Source organism: Desulfobulbus oralis (assembly GCF_002952055.1).
In the GTDB taxonomy this organism is placed as follows: domain Bacteria; phylum Desulfobacterota; class Desulfobulbia; order Desulfobulbales; family Desulfobulbaceae; genus Desulfobulbus; species Desulfobulbus oralis.
The window spans coordinates 1,722,239-1,739,707 of the sequence record NZ_CP021255.1; the positions used below are offsets into that span (position 1 = coordinate 1,722,239).

Below are 17,469 nucleotides of genomic sequence, written 5' to 3' on the forward strand. Positions count from 1 at the left end.
TGGCACAGACAGGCCGTTGTTCTTTTCCCAAAGGATTTTCATTATGACCTATCCGAATATCGACCCGGTTTTCTTGTCCCTCGGCCCGCTTCAGCTCCGCTGGTACGGCCTGATGTACGTGATTGGCTTTGCTGCCGCCGCGCTGCTGGTGGCCCGGCAGGCCAGGCGCTTTGGCTGGCAGGAGCTGGAGGCGCATTTCGACAGCCTGAATCTGGTGCTGATTGTGGGTCTGGTTCTGGGCGCCCGCCTGGGCTATGTGTGCTTTTACAATCCCGGCTACTATCTGGCCCATCCCCTGGAGATTCCGGCTACCTGGTCGGGCGGCATGTCCTTTCACGGCGGCTGCATCGGCGCAGTGCTGGCTGGACTGTGGTCCAGCCGCAGAAACGGGCTGGATTTCTGGCGGGTGGCGGATCTCTACGTGGTCACGGCGCCGATTGGACTGTTCTTCGGACGCATCGGCAATTTCATCAACGGGGAGCTGTTCGGCCGGGTCAGCACAGTGCCCTGGGCCATGATTTTTCCGGAGGGCAGCCCCTTGCCGAGGCACCCTTCGCAGCTCTATGAAAGCCTCTGCGAAGGCCTGTTGCTGTTCGTGCTGTTGTGGTCCCTGAAAGCCCGGCCCTGGGCCCGGCCAGCCAGGCCGTTCTGGCCGCACGGTTCCATGCTGGCCTGCTTTCTCGCTGGCTACGGCCTGCTGCGCTTTTTTCTGGAATACACCCGGGAGCCGGACGCCCAGTTGGGGCTCCTGTGGCTGGGTTTTTCCATGGGTCAGTGGCTCTGCCTCCTGATGATCGCCGCAGGCTGCGGGCTGTGGTGGTGGCGCATCCGGGCCACAAGGTGAAGCTTCAGCGGAAGCGCAGGCTCACCGGGCAGTGGTCGGAGCCCATGATGTCGGCCAGAATGCCCGCATCAAGCACCCGTGCATCGCTCTTTTCGTCCACCACAAAATAGTCGATTCTCCAGCCGATATTCTTCTGGCGGGCATTGGCGCGATAACTCCACCAGCTGTACTGGCCCGGGTCGGGGCAGAATTTGCGAAAGGTGTCCAGGTAGCCGGCGGCCAGGAAACTGTCCATCCAGGCGCGCTCCTCGTCGGAAAAGCCGGCATTGCCCCGGTTCTCCCTGGGCCGGGCCAGATCGATCTCCTGATGGGCCACGTTGAAGTCGCCGCAGAGCACCACGCTTTTTTCCGCCTTCAGGCGGTTCGCATAGGCCAGCATGGCCTCGTCAAAGGCCAGTTTGTAGTCCAGGCGTTTCAGCTCCTCCTGGGCGTTTGGGAAATAGGCGTTGATGAAAAAGAAATCCGAAAATTCAAGGGTCAAAATACGGCCTTCCCGGTCGAATTCCGGCTGGTCGATGCCGTAGCGCACCCTGAGCGGTTCTCTCCTGCTCAGGACCGCGGTGCCGGAATAGCCCTTTTTCTCCGCAGCGTGCCAGAAGCTGTGATAACCGGGCAGGTTGCGGATCTCCTCCGGCAACTGTTCGGGCTGGGCCTTGATTTCCTGCAGGGCCACGATATCGGCATTCACGGTCTTCAGGACCTCGATCAGCCCCTTGCCGAGGGCGGCGCGCAGGCCATTGACATTCCACGACAGAAAAAGCTGGCCCACATTGCCGACCGGCATTTCGCCTGTTGTTCCGGACCTTGCCCGGCCCGGCCTGCGGGGGCTGACGCCCAGCCGGGGACACAGATCGGCCAGAGGACAGGCGTCGCAGTGCGGCGCCACGGGTCGACAGATGGACTGGCCAAAGGCCACCAGAAGCCCGTTGATGCGAATCCAGTACTTTTCCGGCAGTTTTTCCCTGAGCGCCATTTCCGTGGCCAAAGGCGTGTCGGTCGCCACATAGGCCCAGATGTTCATGATGCGGTGCACGTGGGTGTCAACGCAGATGGCGGGCAGGCCGAAGGCCACGCTGCGCACCAGATTGGCCGTCTTGCGGCCCACACCCGGCAGGGTGAGCAGATCGTCGATCGCGCTGGGCACCTGACCCTCGAATTTTCCGGCCAGTGCGGCGGGGAGCAGGCTCAGGTGTCTGGCCTTGTTGCGGAAGAATCCCACCGGAAAGATGAGCTGCTCTATGGCGGATGCATCCAGCCTGGCCAGTTGCTCCGGAGTCGTTGCCTGCGCGAAGAGCCGGCCGGCCGCGGCGGCGGTGACATCATCCTTGGTGCGGGCGGAAAGGATGGTGGCCACCAGAACCTTGAAGGGATCTCTGGTCTGCACCGCGATCAGGTCAACGATCGGCGTGTGCAGCGCGGCGACGGTTTTTTCCAGCCTGGAAACAGCCTCGTCTATCGGAAATGTCATGATTGGAACCCTACAGGTCTTCTGCGGAAAAGGGCACGGCGTCCCGGATGTCGTTCAGATCGGCCAGCAGCATGAAGAGTCGGTCAAATCCCAGGGCAATGCCCGCGGCCTCCGGCATCCTTTCCAGGTCTTCCAGAAAGCGTTCCGGCATGGCGGCCTTCCGGCCTGCTGCCTCGATCGTCGTGATTGCGGCGGCAAAGCGTTCCCTTTGCTCGGCCGCATCGTTGAGTTCGGAAAAGCCGTTTGCCAGCTCGATGCCAGCCACATAGAGTTCGAAGCGTTCGGCAATTTCCCGGTTCTCCGGACTTTTTCTGGCGAGTGAACCCAGGGCCACCGGATAGTCGCAAAGAAAGGTCGGCCGACCCTGGCCCAGATGCGGCTCAATGCGCTCGACCAGCACCTCCTCGAAGCGGTCCTCCCTGATTGCCGCTTCCGGCGTGCTGCCGGCATAGCGTTGAAAGGCGTCTTGAATCGTCAGTCGCTCCCAGGGTGCGCTGAGGTCGATTTCCCGCCCCTGCCAGGTGATGCAGCCTGGCTTCTGCAGGCCCGGGAATCCGGCCAGCTCGGCCGCAAGACAGGAGAACAGCCTTTCGCATTCGCTCATCAGATCGTGGTAGTCGGCATGGGCCCGGTACCACTCCAGCATGGCGAATTCGCCCTGGTGCAGGCGGCCGTTTTCTTCTTTGCGGAAACAATGACAGAGCTGAAAGAGGCGCGGGCAGCCGCGGGCGAGCAGGCGCTTCATGCAGGCTTCCGGCGAGCAGTGCAGCCAGAAGCCCTCGGAAGCGTAGGGAACCAGATGCGCCTCCGGCAAAAGCAGTGGCAGGCGCAGGGGAGTGTCAACCTCGATGTAGCCGTTTTCCAGAAAAAACGAGCGCAGCGCTCCGAAACAGGCGGAGCGCCGCGTCAGCCCCCGGGGCCCAGGCCTGGCATCACTCTTTCACGCGCTTGATGAACTCGCCGGTGCGGGTGTCGATCTGGATTTTCTCGCCCTGCTCGATGTAGGGCGGCACCTGCAGTTGAAAGCCGGTCTGCACCGTGACGGGCTTGGTATCGGTGCCCGTGGTGTCGCCCTTGGCCCATGGGTCGGCCACGGTCACTTCCAAAACCACGAAGGTGGGCAGGGTGATGTCAATCGGCCGGTCGCCGAAAAAGAGCACCTGCACCTCCATGTTGTCGATCAGGTAGTTCAGGTTGTCGCCCAGTTGCTCGCGGGTGAGGGTGACCTGCTCGTAGTTGGCTGTGTCCATGAAGTGAAAGTCGTCGCCCTGGCCGTAGAGGAACTGCATGCTGCGTTCATCCAGATGCGCCTCTTCGAACTTGTCGTTGGAACGGTAGGTCTGGGTGAACTGGATGCCGGTGATCATGTTGCGCATTTTGGTGCGGTACAGGGCCTGGCCCTTGCCCGGCTTGGAAAAATCGAACTCGGTGACGATATAGGGTTCGCCGTCAATCTGAATCTTCAGTCCCTTGCGCAAATCGGAAGCAGTGTACATGGTGGTTGCCCCTTGTGAACGGAAAATTGAAACCTTTCTATCTATCGTATGCGCTCCCTAAGCGCAAGCGCTTCTTCAGGCGGGAAGGCAAAAGGAAGCATACGAGTTGCTCCCCCATGCAAAAATAAATTGACTTGAAATAGATGCGCGGTATAGAATTTGCTCAAACTAATTTTCTATTCCAATCAAAACATATCGGACACCAACCATGAAAGACGACAATAACCTGCATACGTTGCCGGCGGGCGGCAGTGCAGAGCCCCCCCAGTGCGCCGGGCGTTCTGGCGCGATGTTTCCCCTGACGATGGGCGCATCGGACGAAAAGGTCTGCGTCGTCCGGATCCCCGCAGGCCAGGGCGCTGCAGAGCGTCTGGCCAGCATGGGTATCCAGCAGGGCGATGTAGTGAAAGTGGTTCAGAATCAGGGCGGGTCGCTGCTCATTGAAACCGCTGCGGGAGGACGCTATGTCCTGGGCGGCGGCATGGCAAACAAAATCTACGTGACAAGGGAGTAGTATGTCGACGACACTTGCGGATTTGGCAGTCGGGACAAAAGGCGTGATTCAGGGTTACAGCAAAGAGGGTGGCAGTTACCGGGGCCGCCTGTTGTCCATGGGACTGACCAAGGGCACCGGATTCGAGATCAAGCGCATCGCGCCCATGGGGGATCCGGTGGAAATCATCGTGAAAGGTTACAGTCTTGCCCTCCGTAAGGATGAGGCGAGAGCGCTCCTGGTGGAGCAGGGGGGGCGGCTATGACGCGCTTGACTGTAGGCGTGGTGGGCAACCCCAACTGCGGCAAAACCACACTGTTCAATGCACTGACCGGCGCGCGCCAGCAGGTTGGCAACTGGCCAGGCGTCACGGTTGACCGCAAGGTCGGCCACTATTCATGGCAAGGTGTCGACGTGGAGCTGGTGGACACGCCGGGCATCTATTCGCTGTCCGCCTCGTCCCTGGACGAAGAGGTGACGCGCAATTTCGTGCTGTCCCGCGAAGCTGCCCTCATCGTCAACATCGTGGATGCCTCCAACATCGAGCGCAACCTGTACCTGACTGCGCAGCTTCTGGAAATGCAGGCAAAGGTGCTGGTGGCCCTCAACATGATGGATATGGCCGCCTTGCGCGGGCTTGACATTGACGTGGAAGAGCTGTCCAGGCGGCTGGGCTGCCCGGTTGTGCCCATGTCGGCCAGCCAGGGCAAGGGCATTGACGACCTGCGGGCGGCGGTCGCCAGTTTTGCCGACAATGCCTTGGCCTTTTCGCCGGTCCCGGCCGAATATCCGGGCTCTGTGCAGGAGGCGCAGCGCCTGCTTGCCGGTGAGCTCGCCGCCGAGCAAAGTCTGGGCCGTATGCCGCTGGACTGGGTGGCGCTCAAGCTCCTGGAGGGCGAAGCCGCGCCGGTCCCCGGCTTCACGCTGAACAGCCGGCTCGCCCCGGTGGTGGCAGCGCAGCGGCAGTATATCGAGACCCGGGAAGAGGAGGACTGCGACATTGTCATCGCCTCGGCACGCTACGCATTCATCTCCAGGCTCACGGAAGGCGTGATAAAGCGACGCGGCGAGGCCAATGCCTCGCTCACCGAAAAAATCGACAGGTTCGCGCTCAGCCGCATCTGGGGTATTCCCCTCTTTCTGGTGGCCATGTACCTCACCTTCATGATCACCATCAATGTGGGCAATGTCTTCATCGATTTCTTCGACCAGCTCTTCGCCACAGTATTCGTGAACGGCTTCAAGGAACTGCTCGCCACCCTCCATGCGCCGGCGTGGCTGCAGGTTGTCCTGGCGAATGGCGTTGGCGGTGGCATCCAGACGATATCCACCTTTGTGCCGCCCATTTTCTTCATGTTTCTGTGCCTGTCCTTTCTGGAAGATTCCGGTTACATGGCCCGCGCGGCCTTTGTCATGGACCGCTTCATGCGGGTGATCGGTCTGCCGGGCAAGGCCTTCGTGCCCATGCTGGTGGGTTTTGGCTGCAACGTGCCGGCCATCATGGCCACCCGCACACTGGAGAGCCAGCGCGACCGCTTCATGACCATCAGCATGAACCCCTTCATGTCCTGCGGCGCGCGACTGCCGGTCTACGCGCTGTTTGCCGCGGCCTTTTTCCCGAGAGGCGGCCAGAACATCGTGTTTCTGATCTATCTGATCGGTGTGGCCATGGCGGTTTTGACCGGCCTTGTTCTGAAGCACACGCTGCTGCGTGGAGAGGCCACGCCCTTTGTCATGGAGCTGCCGCCCTACCATCTGCCCTCCTGGAAGGCGGTGGGCCTGCGCACCTACGAGCGGGTCATGGCCTTCATCAAGCGGGCTGGCAAGATCATCATTCCGATCATCCTTGTCCTCGCCTTTCTCAATTCGCTGGGTACGGACGGCAGTTTCGGCAACGAGGATACCAAAAACTCCGTGCTGTCTGAAATCAGCCAGAAAATTGTGCCCGCGGTGCGCCCCATTGGCGTGACCGAGGAGAACTGGCCGGGTGTGGTCGGCCTGTTTACCGGCATTTTTGCCAAGGAAGCGGTCATCGGCACCATCAACTCGCTCTATGCCGGCATGGCCGAAAGCGACGGAGCCGCCGGGGGCGAAGCGGCAGAGGAAGAGGAACCCTTCTCCTTCTGGGGCGGCATCCGGGGCGCCCTGGCCACCATTCCGGAGAAAGCCCGGGAGCTGGGCGGCACCTTCCTGGATCCGCTGGGCATTGCAGTGGACACGAATGAGAAAGACGCGGCCGAGAAGCTGGAGGTGGATGCCAGCGTCTTCACGGTCATGCGGAGCCTGTTTGACGGCAAGGCCGGGGCTTTTGCCTACATGCTTTTTGTGCTCATGTATGCGCCCTGCGTGGCCGCCCTCTCGGCAGTGTACCGGGAGACCACCCTCTGCTGGACGCTTTTTGTGGCCTTCTGGAACACCATGCTGGCCTTTGTGGTGGCCTCCTCCTTCTATCAGATCATGACCTTCCGGCAACATCCGGGCTATTCCACCACTGTGCTGCTGTCAGCCTGGGGCCTCTTTTTCTGTGTGCTTCTGGCCATGTATATCCGGGGCAGCAAGACCGCGCAGGATGCGGCGGAACTGGCGCGGGCGGTCCCTGTTTCGTGAGGCGCTTTATGGATTTGATTCAGGTCAAGAAATATTTGCAGGAACGGCGGGCGGTCACCCTGAAGGACGTGTCCACTCATTTCAATCAGAATGCCGACACCGTACGGCCGTTGCTGGATACCTGGGTGGGCAAGGGCAAGGTCAAACGCGTCGTGGGCAAGTCCTGCGGCAAGGGCTGCTGCCAGTGCGACCCGGATACCCTGGAAGTCTACGAGTGGATCGGCGCGAGCATCGAAGGAGAGGGGGAGAAGCCCTGACAGTGGCAGCTAACAGCCGTTTTGCCGCTTCGGCATGCAGGTTTCTTTGGAAAAAAGGGGAACTCCGTGCAGGCCGGAGCCGGGACCTGCCCCTGTAACCCGGGGCAGGCGTTGCGGCAGGCCGCTGACCGGATGACAGAGCCCCGGGAAGGCGCAGTGCAACAGGCGCGGCTTGTGCAGGACCGCCGCGCCGGATAAATGCCTGTGCGCGGGCTATGGACTGAGCCCCGCACCGACAGAGGCAGAACCATGAGGAAAAGGAGACAAAAATAATGTGCCGTAAATTTTTGAACAGCGCCGCTCTGGCCGTTTTGACAGGGGCCTTTTTTCTGGGTGGCGCCACCAACGTTCTGGCCGCTCCGTCCAGCAGAGACATTCAGGCCATGAAGGCGGAGATCGAGGCCCTGAAGCAGCAGAATGAGGCCCTGAGCCGGCGCCTCGAGCAGATGGAGCAGGGCATGGCTGGTCAGAACGAGCGCCTGCAGGCCCAGGAAACGAAGCTGGAGGAGCAAAAGGCCAAAGAGTCCGCCGAAGAGGGCAGCGACCTGATCGGTAACATCGGCAAGTATATCAGCCTGCACGGCTCGGTGGATGCGGACATCGATTTTTACCGGGATTTCGCCCACAACAACAGCAGCGACATCAATATCGACGCGGTCGAACTGGAATTCGAGGCCAAACTCAGCGAGTGGGCCCGGGCCGTGGCGCTTCTCAAGTACGAGGACGGAGAGGACAATATCTTTCTGGATGAGGGCTATATTGTTCTGGGCGGCACGGAGAGCTTTCCGGCCTTCTTCAAGCTGGGCAAGTACGTGACGCCTTTCGGCGACTACACCACCCACATGGTGGATGATCCTTTTACCCAGACCCTGGGCGAAATCAACGACGGAGCAGCCACCATTGGCTTCAGCAAAAACGGCTTTACCGGCACGGTCTTTGCCTACAATGGCGTGGACGAGCATGACGACGAGCACGAGATCAACGGTGTGGGTGCGGCCCTGCGCTATGACCGTGAGGAAGAGGACGGCCTGAGCTTCAGCGCAGGTCTGGGCCTGGTCAGCAACCTGGCCACTGCGGGCGGCATCAAGGACGTGTTGCCGCGCAATGCGGATGACAAGGCTGTCATGACCGACACCGTGGCCGGCCTGAATGTGCACGGCAGCATCGGGTATGCCGGCTTCTCCGCACTAGCTGAGTACACGACCGCGCTGGACAACTTCGAGGCCGCTGACTTGGAGTACAGAGGCGACGGTGCGCAGCCTGCGGCTCTGAATACCGAGCTGGCCTACGGCACGGAAATCGCCGGGCTGGACACCGAGTTCGCACTGGGCTTCCAGAAAACCTGGGAGGCGCTGGCGCTGGAAGTGCCGGAATTCCGTTATTCCGCAGCAGTTGCGCTGGGCATCTTCGAAGGCACGACTTTGACCCTGGAGTATTTCTTTGACAGGGACTATGACGAGGCCGACGGCGGCACCGGCGAAGACGGTCACGGCTTCACGACCCGGCTGTCGTATGCGTTCTGAACAAAGTAAATCAGTCTGGCCGGGCACTTGTCTGTAAAGGCTGCCAGGCTTCTGCCGGCGGGCACCCAACCCTGTCTCTTCAATTCCCTTGTCCATGGGTGCCTGCCGGCTTTTTTGTTGTTCCTGCACGAGTTACAGCAAAATTTCAGCCAGAGGCGGTACCGCGAATTTGGACGGCAGCAACGAAGGTCGAAAGCCTTTGTTGCTGTTGCTCTGTCCGCCAGCGTTTCGGGTGAAAAAGTCCGCCACGCGACGCGCACGGCCAGGTCCTTGTCGCAGGAACGCTGTTTTTTTCGTTTTCCCCTGGGCAAATGCCTGTCGTCACACAGCCTGATCGGGGATCTCGGCGCTGTTGATGGTGCGATGGCTTTTACTCTCCGTTTGCCGTGTCCATTTTCAGCTTCCTGCCCTGCAGGTCGGCAAAATCCGGATTGCCCAAGGAGACGCCGGTCTGCAGGGCGGCCCTGACCCAGGGATGGTCTTTGGGCACATATTTCAGCCTACCCACCACATCGGCCAGTTCCACCAGTTTGGTGCCTTCGCCCGCCACCGCAACCATCTTGCCATATTGCCCCGCCGCAACAGCTTCGACACAGGCGGTCCCCAGCCGGGTAGCCAGAATGCGGTCTGCTGCGCTGGGGGTGCCGCCCCGCTGCAGATATCCCAGAATCGTGACCCGGCTTTCCAGGCCGGTCAGGGTCTCCAGCTCGCGTGAGAGCTTGATGGAATGGGCCTCGTGTTCGCGGGCAAAATCTGCCAGTGCCGCTTCCGCCGCCTTTTTCCGTTCCGCGTCTTTGGCCGCCCTGGCCGCGTCCCTGGCTGCCCTGAGCCTTGCCAGTCTGGCCGCATCGTCTATCGAAAGCGCTCCCTCGGAGCTGGCCACAATGCTGAAGTTCTTGCCGTGATGCTGGCGCCGCCGCACGGCCTGGGCCACGGTGTTGACGTCGTAGGGAATCTCGGGGATGAGGATCACGTCGGCCCCGCCGGCCAGCCCGGCGCCCAGGCCCAGCCAGCCGGTATTGTGGCCCATGATTTCCACCACGATGATGCGGTGGTGGCTGTGGGCTGTGGAATGCAGCCGGTCGATGGCGCTGGTGGCCACGGACAGCGCGGTATCGAAGCCAAAGGTGATGTCGGTGGCTGCCACGTCGTTGTCGATGGTCTTGGGCAGGGTAATGATGTTCATGCCCAGCCTGGAGAGGCGGAAGGCGTTTTTCTGGGTGCCGCCGCCGCCGATGCAGATCAGGGCCTCCAGATTGTGGCGCTGATAGTTGTGGAGCATCACCCCGGTCATGTCCTGCAACTGCCCGCCCATGGGCATCTTGTGGGGTTTGTCGCGGCTTGTGCCCAGGATGGTGCCGCCCTGGGTGAGAATGCCGGAGAGAATGTCGCCCTCCAGGGCAACGGTGCGGTTCTCCATGAGGCCTCGGAAGCCGTCGCGGAAGCCGATGATGTGCATGCCGCGGCCTGCGCCGTTTTTGCCGATGGCCCGGATGGCGGCGTTGAGACCCGGGCTGTCGCCACCAGCTGTCAGAACTCCAATACAGGTTGTCATAGTGCCTCGCTTTCCGCTGGCGCGGTGTACGGCGCCGGCCCAGTGCCAGCACTCCTGCACCTAAGGTGTCAGGTTTTTGGTGGAACATCAAGTACAATTATGCAGCGATGCGCAGCACCTCCACACGTGCCTGCCAGGCAGTTTTCCGGCAGGGGCGGAATCTTTCGCACCACAGCAGAAACGCGGATGGTCGCGTTCAACGGATCAGACCCGTTTCGTGGAACAGGGCAACTGCCCATGATGCTTGGTGGGGCAGGGCGGCTGAGGGGGGAGCTTCTCAGTCACAAATCCGTAATTTATAATATTTTCTTTTACAAACTGCTTGACCTCGTCCTTTTGAAGCTGTTATTTTCAACCAGCCTTAAGAAGTTTCAGACTTGGAATTTGTTAGGGCAGGCGGATTCCGGGGGACGATGAAGACTGTTCATGACCGTACTTTTGGCAAACTCAGAAAAATGATGGGAAAGGGGAAAAAAGCGATGTTGTACAAAAAATCAGGTTTCTTGTTGCAGAAATCCATTGTCGTTGCTCTGCTCGCCGCTGTGTGTGTGTGTGTGTGTGGGGGGGGGGGGGGCACTGCCAGTGCTGAAGGCAGGTTGAAAGTGGGCGGTACGGGAGACACGCCGCCCGTTTACTTCAAGGATGCCCAGTCTGTTTTGATTGGCTTTGAGGTTGACGTCTTGCGCGAAATAGGCAGGCGAATTGGTAAGGATATGGAATTTACAGCAATAGATTGGCCTCGGAAAACCGAGATTCTCAACAGCGGCACCATTGATGTCATCGCCTCTGCCCTGAGCATCACAGATAAGCGTAAAGTCAGTTACTCCATTACGCAACCTATCATCAACAACGCACAGGTAACCGTCGTTCTCGCAGATTCGCCTGTCAAAGAACAGGATGATCTGGGCACCAAGACGGTCTGCGTCCTTGAGGGTTCTTTCATTATTCCCATAGTTGAGAAATTCAGGGGCAAATCCGGTCCGGTTGCCGCAATTCAAACTGACACGAATGAATCCTGCCTGATCAGTATGATGGGGGGCGAGGTGGACGCCACTGTGGTTGACAAGGTGACAGCATATTATTATGTCAAACATAATCCCGGGGTTTTTCGCATACTGCCGGGGAGTTTTGCCAAAGACAGATCAGCCTTTGCTCTGCGTAAAAGCGAGGCCGCGCTGCGCGACCAATTTGACAGGGCCATAGCTGAAATGGAAAACGACGGCACCATGGGCAGGCTTCGTAAGCGCTGGTTTGACGAGGAACTCTGCTGTCTTATAGAGTTAAACAACAAAATATATATGAAAAAAACGCTGTGATACGCTTAGCAAGGTCGGGGGGTGCCGATCAATCCTCCTTTTCGCGAGGCAGTATAGAGCCGTGCTGGCCCATTGCTGATTAAACCGCCAATATCAATATGGTATTTCCTGGTTTTTTGTTGAAATTTGCGCGACAGCTGTGGACCAGGATACATAAAGAAGACGAACTCAACTTCTTGCCTGATTAATGTCTCTTTCTGGGAATGGGAGAAAATACCTCGCCTTGAGGCGAAGACTTCATGTGCATCTGTTTGTTTCGCTTCCTCCACAGATTTCTGTGAGTAAATTGGTTGGCCGCATAAAAGGGAAAAGCTCACGCAAGTTGCTTGCAGAAAACCGACGTTTGTCCGGGCAATTTTGGGGCCGTCATCTGTGGGGCCGCGGATATTTTGCCACCAGTTCAGGCAATGTCACAGACGATGTCATCATGCAATATATTGCAGAGCAGGACTTGGAGGAGCGAGCCCACGATGACGATTTTACCTTGGCTCCATAACAGGCTGTTGAAAAACTATATTTCAGCGTTCCACGCTACAGGAATTTCAATTTTCAAGTAACGTAGAATCAGTGAGTTGTGGCTCTGTCTGACGAAAATTTTTACTCGCATTGTGCGCTGCTGCGACTTTTTCAACGGGCTATTGAGCTGCGTGGCCCAAGGGCAGTTCGAGGCTGCCTTGGCCTTTCACAGTCATCTGTGCCCCGGTCATTGGTATACATGTGGCCGCGCGGCTGCGGAAGCACAGGTTCATGGGGCTGTCACTGATAATATCTTTTGGTATTTTGTATTACAAATCCCTTGACATCATACTCCTAGAACTACTACATTCAAGCTGTTTTTCACGCCTTTTTCAGCAGCTTTCTGAAAGACCTTGAGCAAATACGAACTTCTACCAACGAGTGAGCCGTCATGATCCGTTTTGTCTGCGCAGTTTTGCTGGTGTTGTTTTCCGCGGGCCAGTGTTTCTCACGTACGGTGACAGATCTCATGGGCCGCAAGGTCGTCATTCCGGACAGGGTGGAGCATGTGATCTGTTCCGGCTCGGGCTGCCTGCGTCTGCTCAGCTACCTGCAGGGCCAGCACATGATTGTGGCGGTCGATGACATCGAAACCAGACGCAACGAACTGGACGGCCGCCCCTATGCGCTGGCCAATCCGCAATTCAAGACCATGCCGGTATTCGGTCAATTCCGTGGTCAGGACAATCCGGAGCAGATCCTGAGCCTTTCGCCCCAACCCCAGCTCATCTTCAAGGTCTTCGGCGGCACAGGCTATGATCCTGACGAGCTGCAGACCAAAACCGGGATTCCGGTAGTCGTCGTGGGCGGTGGCGATCTGGTTCAGCGGCGTCAGCACTTTCAGCGCTCCCTGCGGCTGATGGGAGAAATCATCGGCAAAAAGGAGCGGGCCGATGCGGTGGTCGCTTTTTTTGAACAGGCTATTGAAGACCTGCAGTCCCGCACCGCCGACATTCCCGAAGACCAGGGCCCTTCCGTGTACCTGGGCGGGGTGGCCTTCAAAGGACCGCACGGCTTTCAGTCCACGGAGGCCAACTATCCGCCCTTTGTTTTTTTGGGTGCCCATAACCTTGCCCACACCGGTGCGGGCAAAAAGATGACCAATTCCGAGGTGGCCAAGGAACAGATTCTTGCCTGGAACCCGGACTATCTCTTTGTCGATCTCTCCACCCTGCAACTGGGCGAAGAGAAGAGCGCCCTACACGAGTTGCGCACAGACCCCGCCTATGCGATCCTGAAAAGCGTGCGGGAGGGGCGGGTCTACGGTGTGCTGCCCTACAACTGGTATTCCCAGAATTTTGAATCCATTCTCGCCAATGCCTATTTCATCGGCAAGGTGCTGTATCCCGAACGCTTTCAGGACATCGATCCGGCTGCCAAAGCCGACCAGATCTATGAATTCGTCGTTGGCAAGCCTGTGTTTGCTCGGATGAACGCTCTTTTTGCCAATCAGGCCTTCGTTCGTCTGGCGGTGCCCTGATGCAGGCAGGCCAAGGCCAGGTGTCCGGGGAATATTCCCGTTACCTGGGCTGGAAAAGCACCGTCATTACACTGACGGCGCTGGCACTCGCCCTGGCCATGCTCCTTTCCCTGGGATTGGGCTCGGCCAGAGTGCCGGTCTCGGATGTCTTCCAGAGCCTGCTGGGTTTGTCTTCGGAACAGCGGGTGAATGCTATTGTGCGGGGCATCCGTTTGCCGCAGGCATTGACAGCGGTGGTTGCGGGAGCCGGGCTCTCCGTGGCCGGCGTGGTGATGCAGGCCATTCTGCGCAATCCCCTTGGTTCGCCCTTTACACTGGGCATATCCCATGCCGCGGCCTTTGGCGCCGCGCTGGCGGTCATGCTGGGTTCCGGTTTTACCACATCAGGACGCACAGCGGTCAGCCTTACCCATCCATACGCTACCGCGGTGTCTGCTTTTCTGCTCAGTCTGGCCGCCTCGGCCGTTATTGTGGCCATTTCTCGCCTGCGTGGCGCCAAGCCGGAAACCATGGTGCTGACCGGGGTCGCCCTGGGTTCGCTGTTTACGGCTGCGACCATGTTTCTGCAGTATTTCGCCTCAGATGTACAGTTGGCGGCCATGGTCTTCTGGACTTTTGGCGATGCGGCCCGGGCCTCCTGGCGGGAACTGTACCTGATGAGCGCCGTGACCCTGGCCTGTTTTCTCTATTTCTGGCTGAACAGCTGGAACTACAACGCCATTGATGCGGGTGAGGAAACGGCCCGCAGTTTGGGGATCCGGGTGGGGCAGCTGCGCGTACGGGGCATGTTCCTGGCCAGCCTGCTGACCGCCGTCTTCATCGCCTTTCTGGGGATTATCGGTTTTGTGGGGCTGATCGTTCCCCATATGTTCCGGCGCCTCATTGGTGCGGATCACCGTTTTCTGCTGCCTGCCTCGTTTGTGGGCGGCGCACTGCTCCTTCTGCTCGCCGATACGACCGCTCGCCTCCTGCTCATGCCCCATCTGCTGCCGGTCTCCGTGCTCACCGCTTTTCTTGGCGCGCCGGCATTCCTGTGGCTCATCATCCGGGGGCAGCGGGCATGATGCTGAGGGTCAATGGCCTGCACTTTAGCTACAACAGGCAGTTGCTGCTGCGCGGCATCGATTTTTCCCTGGAGCGGGGACAGCTGCTGGCGATTCTTGGGCCCAATGGGGTGGGTAAGACAACGCTGCTCAAGTGTATCAACGCCATGCACCGGCCCGCCAAAGGAGCGGTGCTGGTGGAGGAACGTGATATTCTGAGCCTGCGTTCAGCAGTCATTGCCCGTGACATAGCCTATGTCTCCCAGAAGAACGAGACCTCGCGATTGAAGGTGTTCGATGCCGTGCTGATGGGGCGCACCCCGCATATCCGTTGGCACATGAAGGAAGCGGACCGGAACAGGGCTGAAACTGTGATCCACGCGATGGGACTCGAGCCCCTGTCCATGCGCTATGTGGATACCCTGAGCGGAGGGGAGCTGCAAAAGGTTTGCATTGCCCGGGCCCTGGTGCAGGAGCCATCCCTGCTGCTGCTGGATGAACCGACCAGTGCACTGGACTTGAAAAATCAGGTCGAGATCATGGCCCTGATCCGCCGCATCGTGAAAGAACAGCGCATCGCGGCGGTCATGACCATGCATGACCTCAATATGGCTCTGCGCTATGTGGACCAAACCCTTTTTTTGAAAGACGGCGTCATCCACGCCATAGCAGCACCGGATGAGGTTTCTCCGGCGGTTATCGAGCAGGTCTATGGCCTGCCGGTCTGTATTCACCAGCTTGAGGGACAGCCCGTGGTGCTGCCCCGCACATGAGAAGGAGCAGGGTTATGAGCTATTTTTCCAAACAGCAAATCGAGGCAGCCATTGCCTTTCACGGGCATCTGTGCCCTGGCTTGGCCATTGGTATACGCGCGGCCGAGTTGGCCCAATGCGAACTGGATAATCCGAGCGACGACGAGATCGTTGCCGTTGTGGAAACAGACATGTGCGGAGTGGATGCCATTCAGTTTCTCACCGGCGCGACCCTGGGCAAGGGCAATCTCATCCACCGCGATTACGGCAAGATGGCCTTTTCCTTTTTTTGCCGCGATACGGGTAAGGGATTCAGGGCGGTGCTGAATCCGGAGGCGCGAGGCGGTCTGGAAGAGGAGATGAGGCAACTGGCGGAGAAAATCCGTACAGGCCAGGCCAGCGACCAAGACAAACAGCGGCTGGGTGAACTGCGCCACTCCCTGCAGGAAAGGCTTATGCATCTGCCTCTGCGGGAAATGTTTCTGATGACGCCGCAAACGCAGGGGCTGCCCAAGCCGCCCCGGATTCTGGCGAGCCTTCGCTGTGAGCATTGCGGTGAAAACACCATGGAATCGAGAACCAGGCGTTTTGGCGGGCAGACCCTCTGCATTCCCTGTTTTGCCAAGGTTGAGCAGAAGGTCTGAGCAGCGGCAGCCCGGGCGGGTGCCGGGGCTTGTCCCCAGGCACCGGGCTACCGGGGCGGACCGGAACAAAAGCGCTTATGGGTGGAATCCATAACACAATCCGAAGCATCAGCCGTATTCGGCAGCCAAATGACCAATATGAGCAGGCTCAGGTTGCCGATTTGAGCAAAAAGCAGTGCTGCAGGGGCATCGGCCCAGCCCCTGGGGCTGCCAACACCAAACAGGGCCCGCAGCAGGATCCCCAAATTGAACCCGGCAACATGGATGATGTAGCGCTTCTCCACATTGGCCAGCCCGCGAAGATGCACCCGCCGCATGCCGCCCCCGGTCAGGACAGTGGGCAAAACTGCGTTCCACCCGCTCGCCCCGCGCCCGCATCAGCGCCTTGCCCGTACTGGAACTGATCCGCTTCCTGTTCCCGTACACCGCATCCCGGGCATCCATGTCGCCTTTCCAGCGCAATCGCCCCTTGTGCGCCGCTTCACTGATCCGGCTTGTGCAGGAATCCGGCAAATCCTTCAGTACGTTCCGGCTGTGATAGCCCTTGTCCGCCACCAGAGCAAAGGGCTCGTCAATGCCGGGCGCTCCTTCCTTGTCCCTGACCGCGCACAGCTTGGCCTGGGCGTCGTCAAGTGTGGTGGCAAGCGTTGTGGTATCACCCCGATCCGCAGGATGCACCACAGCCGAAACAATGGCTCCAGACTCCAGATCAACCACATGCTCGGGCTTGTACGCCATGTGGGTGCGGCCATCCTTGAGTTTGGCTGTGCGTGCGTCCTCATCGGTGCTCGATTGCCAATCCTTGTTGGAGGTCTTTCTTTCCTGGCGCTTGCGGTCAAAGGCGATCAATTCCGCCCTGCTCGGCGTCCTGATGCCGCTCTCTTCGGCAGGCGTTCAAGCATTTCCTGATACGTCTCGCCCGTATCCCGACGGACAATGCTCTTCATGGCAGCATTCGCCTCCATGCTAGAGGCGTCGATGCCCAGATATTTCCCTTTGAGCAAACTGGCCTTTTCCAAAAGCCCCAAGACAAACACAAAGACTTCGTGATGCACCTCCAGCGGCAGGCGCCCCCGGATGCGGCACAGGGAGGAATGATCAGGCACGGATTCGGTGGGGCCGAGCCCGAGGAATTCGCGCAGAGATAGGGAATCGCTACAACGCCAGCAGATGCCGCGTTCAGAGTCGATGCCCTCGAAGTAGCCGATCAAAAGCATGCGGAAAGAGCGGCCCGGCGGGATGGATTTGCGGCCGAGTCTTTCGGCGTAGAAGGGCGCACAGAGCTTTTCGAGGAAGGCGTCAAATGCTTTCTGGTGCAGGAGCTTCTGCAGCCGCTCGTAAAAGACATGCCCCTGACTCTGGGGCAGCTGATCATAGATCAGCCACATGCTCTTCTGCTCTGCCTGTCTCCGACCAGGACTCATACTGCCTCCTCGACACAATTTGATCGCCTGTACTCCATTATGCCTTACCTG

17 protein-coding genes and 1 pseudogene are annotated in these 17,469 nt (G+C 59.1%); 12 read left to right on the plus strand and 6 right to left on the minus strand.

Features of this window, described 5'->3' with window-relative positions; translation table 11 throughout:
• The first annotated feature begins 43 nt into the window (after window positions 1-43).
• Window positions 44-844, plus strand: a complete 801-nt coding sequence (lgt, locus tag CAY53_RS07650) for a prolipoprotein diacylglyceryl transferase (RefSeq protein WP_245874773.1) — start codon at window positions 44-46, stop codon at window positions 842-844.
• A 4-nt stretch (window positions 845-848) separates the two neighbouring features.
• On the opposite strand, the gene CAY53_RS07655 is transcribed toward lgt, so the two are convergent.
• From CAY53_RS07655 to efp, 3 genes are read right to left on the minus strand one after another with little or no spacing between them, the layout of a single operon-like run.
• Window positions 849-2,312, minus strand: a complete 1,464-nt coding sequence (locus CAY53_RS07655) for an exodeoxyribonuclease III (protein WP_104936612.1) — start codon at window positions 2,310-2,312, stop codon at window positions 849-851.
• Window positions 2,313-2,322: 10 nt separating this feature from the next.
• Window positions 2,323-3,222, minus strand: a complete 900-nt coding sequence (gene epmA, locus CAY53_RS07660) for an EF-P lysine aminoacylase EpmA (protein ID WP_104936613.1) — start codon at window positions 3,220-3,222, stop codon at window positions 2,323-2,325.
• Window positions 3,223-3,244: 22 nt separating this feature from the next.
• Window positions 3,245-3,808 carry an elongation factor P gene (gene efp / locus CAY53_RS07665; RefSeq protein ID WP_104936614.1) on the minus strand — a complete coding sequence of 188 codons (564 nt, stop codon included), beginning with the start codon at window positions 3,806-3,808 and terminating at the stop codon, window positions 3,245-3,247.
• Window positions 3,809-4,016: 208 nt separating this feature from the next.
• On the opposite strand from efp, the gene CAY53_RS07670 reads away from it, so the two are divergent.
• From CAY53_RS07670 to CAY53_RS07690, 5 genes are all read left to right on the plus strand, one after another.
• Window positions 4,017-4,322 carry a FeoA family protein gene (locus CAY53_RS07670; RefSeq protein WP_104936615.1) on the plus strand — a complete coding sequence of 102 codons (306 nt, stop codon included), beginning with the start codon at window positions 4,017-4,019 and terminating at the stop codon, window positions 4,320-4,322.
• A 1-nt stretch (window position 4,323) separates the two neighbouring features.
• Window positions 4,324-4,566, plus strand: coding sequence for a FeoA family protein (locus CAY53_RS07675; protein ID WP_104936616.1), 243 nt, complete (start codon window positions 4,324-4,326; stop codon window positions 4,564-4,566).
• Window positions 4,563-6,908, plus strand: a complete 2,346-nt coding sequence (gene feoB / locus CAY53_RS07680) for a Fe(2+) transporter permease subunit FeoB (protein WP_104936617.1) — start codon at window positions 4,563-4,565, stop codon at window positions 6,906-6,908. The genes CAY53_RS07675 and feoB overlap by 4 nt, the downstream gene beginning before the upstream one ends.
• Before the next feature lie 8 nt (window positions 6,909-6,916).
• Window positions 6,917-7,165, plus strand: a complete 249-nt coding sequence (locus CAY53_RS07685; protein WP_146106447.1) for a FeoC-like transcriptional regulator — start codon at window positions 6,917-6,919, stop codon at window positions 7,163-7,165.
• A 272-nt stretch (window positions 7,166-7,437) separates the two neighbouring features.
• Window positions 7,438-8,688: an LbtU family siderophore porin gene (locus tag CAY53_RS07690; protein ID WP_104936619.1), complete on the plus strand. Its 1,251-nt coding sequence runs from the start codon at window positions 7,438-7,440 to the stop codon at window positions 8,686-8,688.
• A 370-nt stretch (window positions 8,689-9,058) separates the two neighbouring features.
• Here CAY53_RS07690 and CAY53_RS07695 read toward each other — a convergent pair whose 3' ends face one another.
• Window positions 9,059-10,243, minus strand: a complete 1,185-nt coding sequence (locus CAY53_RS07695) for a 6-phosphofructokinase (protein ID WP_104936620.1) — start codon at window positions 10,241-10,243, stop codon at window positions 9,059-9,061.
• A 413-nt stretch (window positions 10,244-10,656) separates the two neighbouring features.
• Between CAY53_RS07695 and CAY53_RS07705 the strand changes: the two genes are divergently transcribed.
• The 6 genes and pseudogenes from CAY53_RS07705 (at window position 10,657) to CAY53_RS07730 (ending at window position 15,994) form a co-directional block, all read left to right on the plus strand.
• Window positions 10,657-11,559 carry a substrate-binding periplasmic protein gene (locus CAY53_RS07705; RefSeq protein ID WP_245874774.1) on the plus strand — a complete coding sequence of 301 codons (903 nt, stop codon included), beginning with the start codon at window positions 10,657-10,659 and terminating at the stop codon, window positions 11,557-11,559.
• A 238-nt stretch (window positions 11,560-11,797) separates the two neighbouring features.
• Window positions 11,798-12,055, plus strand: a pseudogene (gene tnpA, locus CAY53_RS07710) (IS200/IS605 family transposase); the annotation flags it as partial.
• Window positions 12,056-12,544: 489 nt separating this feature from the next.
• The gene (locus tag CAY53_RS07715; protein ID WP_245874775.1) at window positions 12,545-13,555 is read left to right on the plus strand and encodes an iron ABC transporter substrate-binding protein; all 1,011 of its coding nucleotides are present in this window, start codon (window positions 12,545-12,547) and stop codon (window positions 13,553-13,555) included.
• Window positions 13,555-14,619: a FecCD family ABC transporter permease gene (locus CAY53_RS07720; RefSeq protein WP_104936623.1), complete on the plus strand. Its 1,065-nt coding sequence runs from the start codon at window positions 13,555-13,557 to the stop codon at window positions 14,617-14,619. The genes CAY53_RS07715 and CAY53_RS07720 overlap by 1 nt, the downstream gene beginning before the upstream one ends.
• Window positions 14,616-15,371 carry an ABC transporter ATP-binding protein gene (locus CAY53_RS07725; protein WP_104936624.1) on the plus strand — a complete coding sequence of 252 codons (756 nt, stop codon included), beginning with the start codon at window positions 14,616-14,618 and terminating at the stop codon, window positions 15,369-15,371. Before CAY53_RS07720 ends, CAY53_RS07725 begins: the two co-directional genes overlap by 4 nt.
• Window positions 15,372-15,385: 14 nt before the next feature.
• A complete protein-coding gene (locus tag CAY53_RS07730) occupies window positions 15,386-15,994 on the plus strand; it encodes an FmdE family protein (protein WP_104936625.1) in 609 nt (202 codons plus the stop codon).
• A 108-nt stretch (window positions 15,995-16,102) separates the two neighbouring features.
• Here the strand turns inward: CAY53_RS07730 and CAY53_RS13215 are convergent, their stop codons facing one another.
• Together CAY53_RS13215 and CAY53_RS13220 are read right to left on the minus strand one after the other, a co-directional pair.
• Window positions 16,103-16,843, minus strand: a complete 741-nt coding sequence (locus tag CAY53_RS13215; RefSeq protein WP_219842639.1) for a transposase — start codon at window positions 16,841-16,843, stop codon at window positions 16,103-16,105.
• Window positions 16,840-17,418, minus strand: coding sequence for a transposase (locus CAY53_RS13220; protein ID WP_219842640.1), 579 nt, complete (start codon window positions 17,416-17,418; stop codon window positions 16,840-16,842). Before CAY53_RS13220 ends, CAY53_RS13215 begins: the two co-directional genes overlap by 4 nt.
• Window positions 17,419-17,469 lie beyond the last annotated feature (51 nt).

What these genes read in the sequence shown, in the direction of transcription:
- CAY53_RS07670 (WP_104936615.1), top strand. Translation starts at nt 4,017, where the DNA reads ATGAAAGACGACAATAACCTGCATACGTTGCCGGCGGGCGGCAGTGCA.
- CAY53_RS07655 (WP_104936612.1), bottom strand. Translation starts at nt 2,312, where the DNA reads ATGACATTTCCGATAGACGAGGCTGTTTCCAGGCTGGAAAAAACCGTC.
- lgt (WP_245874773.1), top strand. Translation starts at nt 44, where the DNA reads ATGACCTATCCGAATATCGACCCGGTTTTCTTGTCCCTCGGCCCGCTT.
- CAY53_RS13220 (WP_219842640.1), bottom strand. Translation starts at nt 17,418, where the DNA reads ATGAGTCCTGGTCGGAGACAGGCAGAGCAGAAGAGCATGTGGCTGATC.
- CAY53_RS07725 (WP_104936624.1), top strand. Translation starts at nt 14,616, where the DNA reads ATGATGCTGAGGGTCAATGGCCTGCACTTTAGCTACAACAGGCAGTTG.
- CAY53_RS07715 (WP_245874775.1), top strand. Translation starts at nt 12,545, where the DNA reads ATGGGCCGCAAGGTCGTCATTCCGGACAGGGTGGAGCATGTGATCTGT.
- CAY53_RS07690 (WP_104936619.1), top strand. Translation starts at nt 7,438, where the DNA reads ATGTGCCGTAAATTTTTGAACAGCGCCGCTCTGGCCGTTTTGACAGGG.
- CAY53_RS07720 (WP_104936623.1), top strand. Translation starts at nt 13,555, where the DNA reads ATGCAGGCAGGCCAAGGCCAGGTGTCCGGGGAATATTCCCGTTACCTG.
- CAY53_RS07695 (WP_104936620.1), bottom strand. Translation starts at nt 10,243, where the DNA reads ATGACAACCTGTATTGGAGTTCTGACAGCTGGTGGCGACAGCCCGGGT.
- CAY53_RS07685 (WP_146106447.1), top strand. Translation starts at nt 6,917, where the DNA reads ATGGATTTGATTCAGGTCAAGAAATATTTGCAGGAACGGCGGGCGGTC.
- feoB (WP_104936617.1), top strand. Translation starts at nt 4,563, where the DNA reads ATGACGCGCTTGACTGTAGGCGTGGTGGGCAACCCCAACTGCGGCAAA.
- CAY53_RS07675 (WP_104936616.1), top strand. Translation starts at nt 4,324, where the DNA reads ATGTCGACGACACTTGCGGATTTGGCAGTCGGGACAAAAGGCGTGATT.
- CAY53_RS07730 (WP_104936625.1), top strand. Translation starts at nt 15,386, where the DNA reads ATGAGCTATTTTTCCAAACAGCAAATCGAGGCAGCCATTGCCTTTCAC.
- CAY53_RS07705 (WP_245874774.1), top strand. Translation starts at nt 10,657, where the DNA reads ATGAAGACTGTTCATGACCGTACTTTTGGCAAACTCAGAAAAATGATG.
- efp (WP_104936614.1), bottom strand. Translation starts at nt 3,808, where the DNA reads ATGTACACTGCTTCCGATTTGCGCAAGGGACTGAAGATTCAGATTGAC.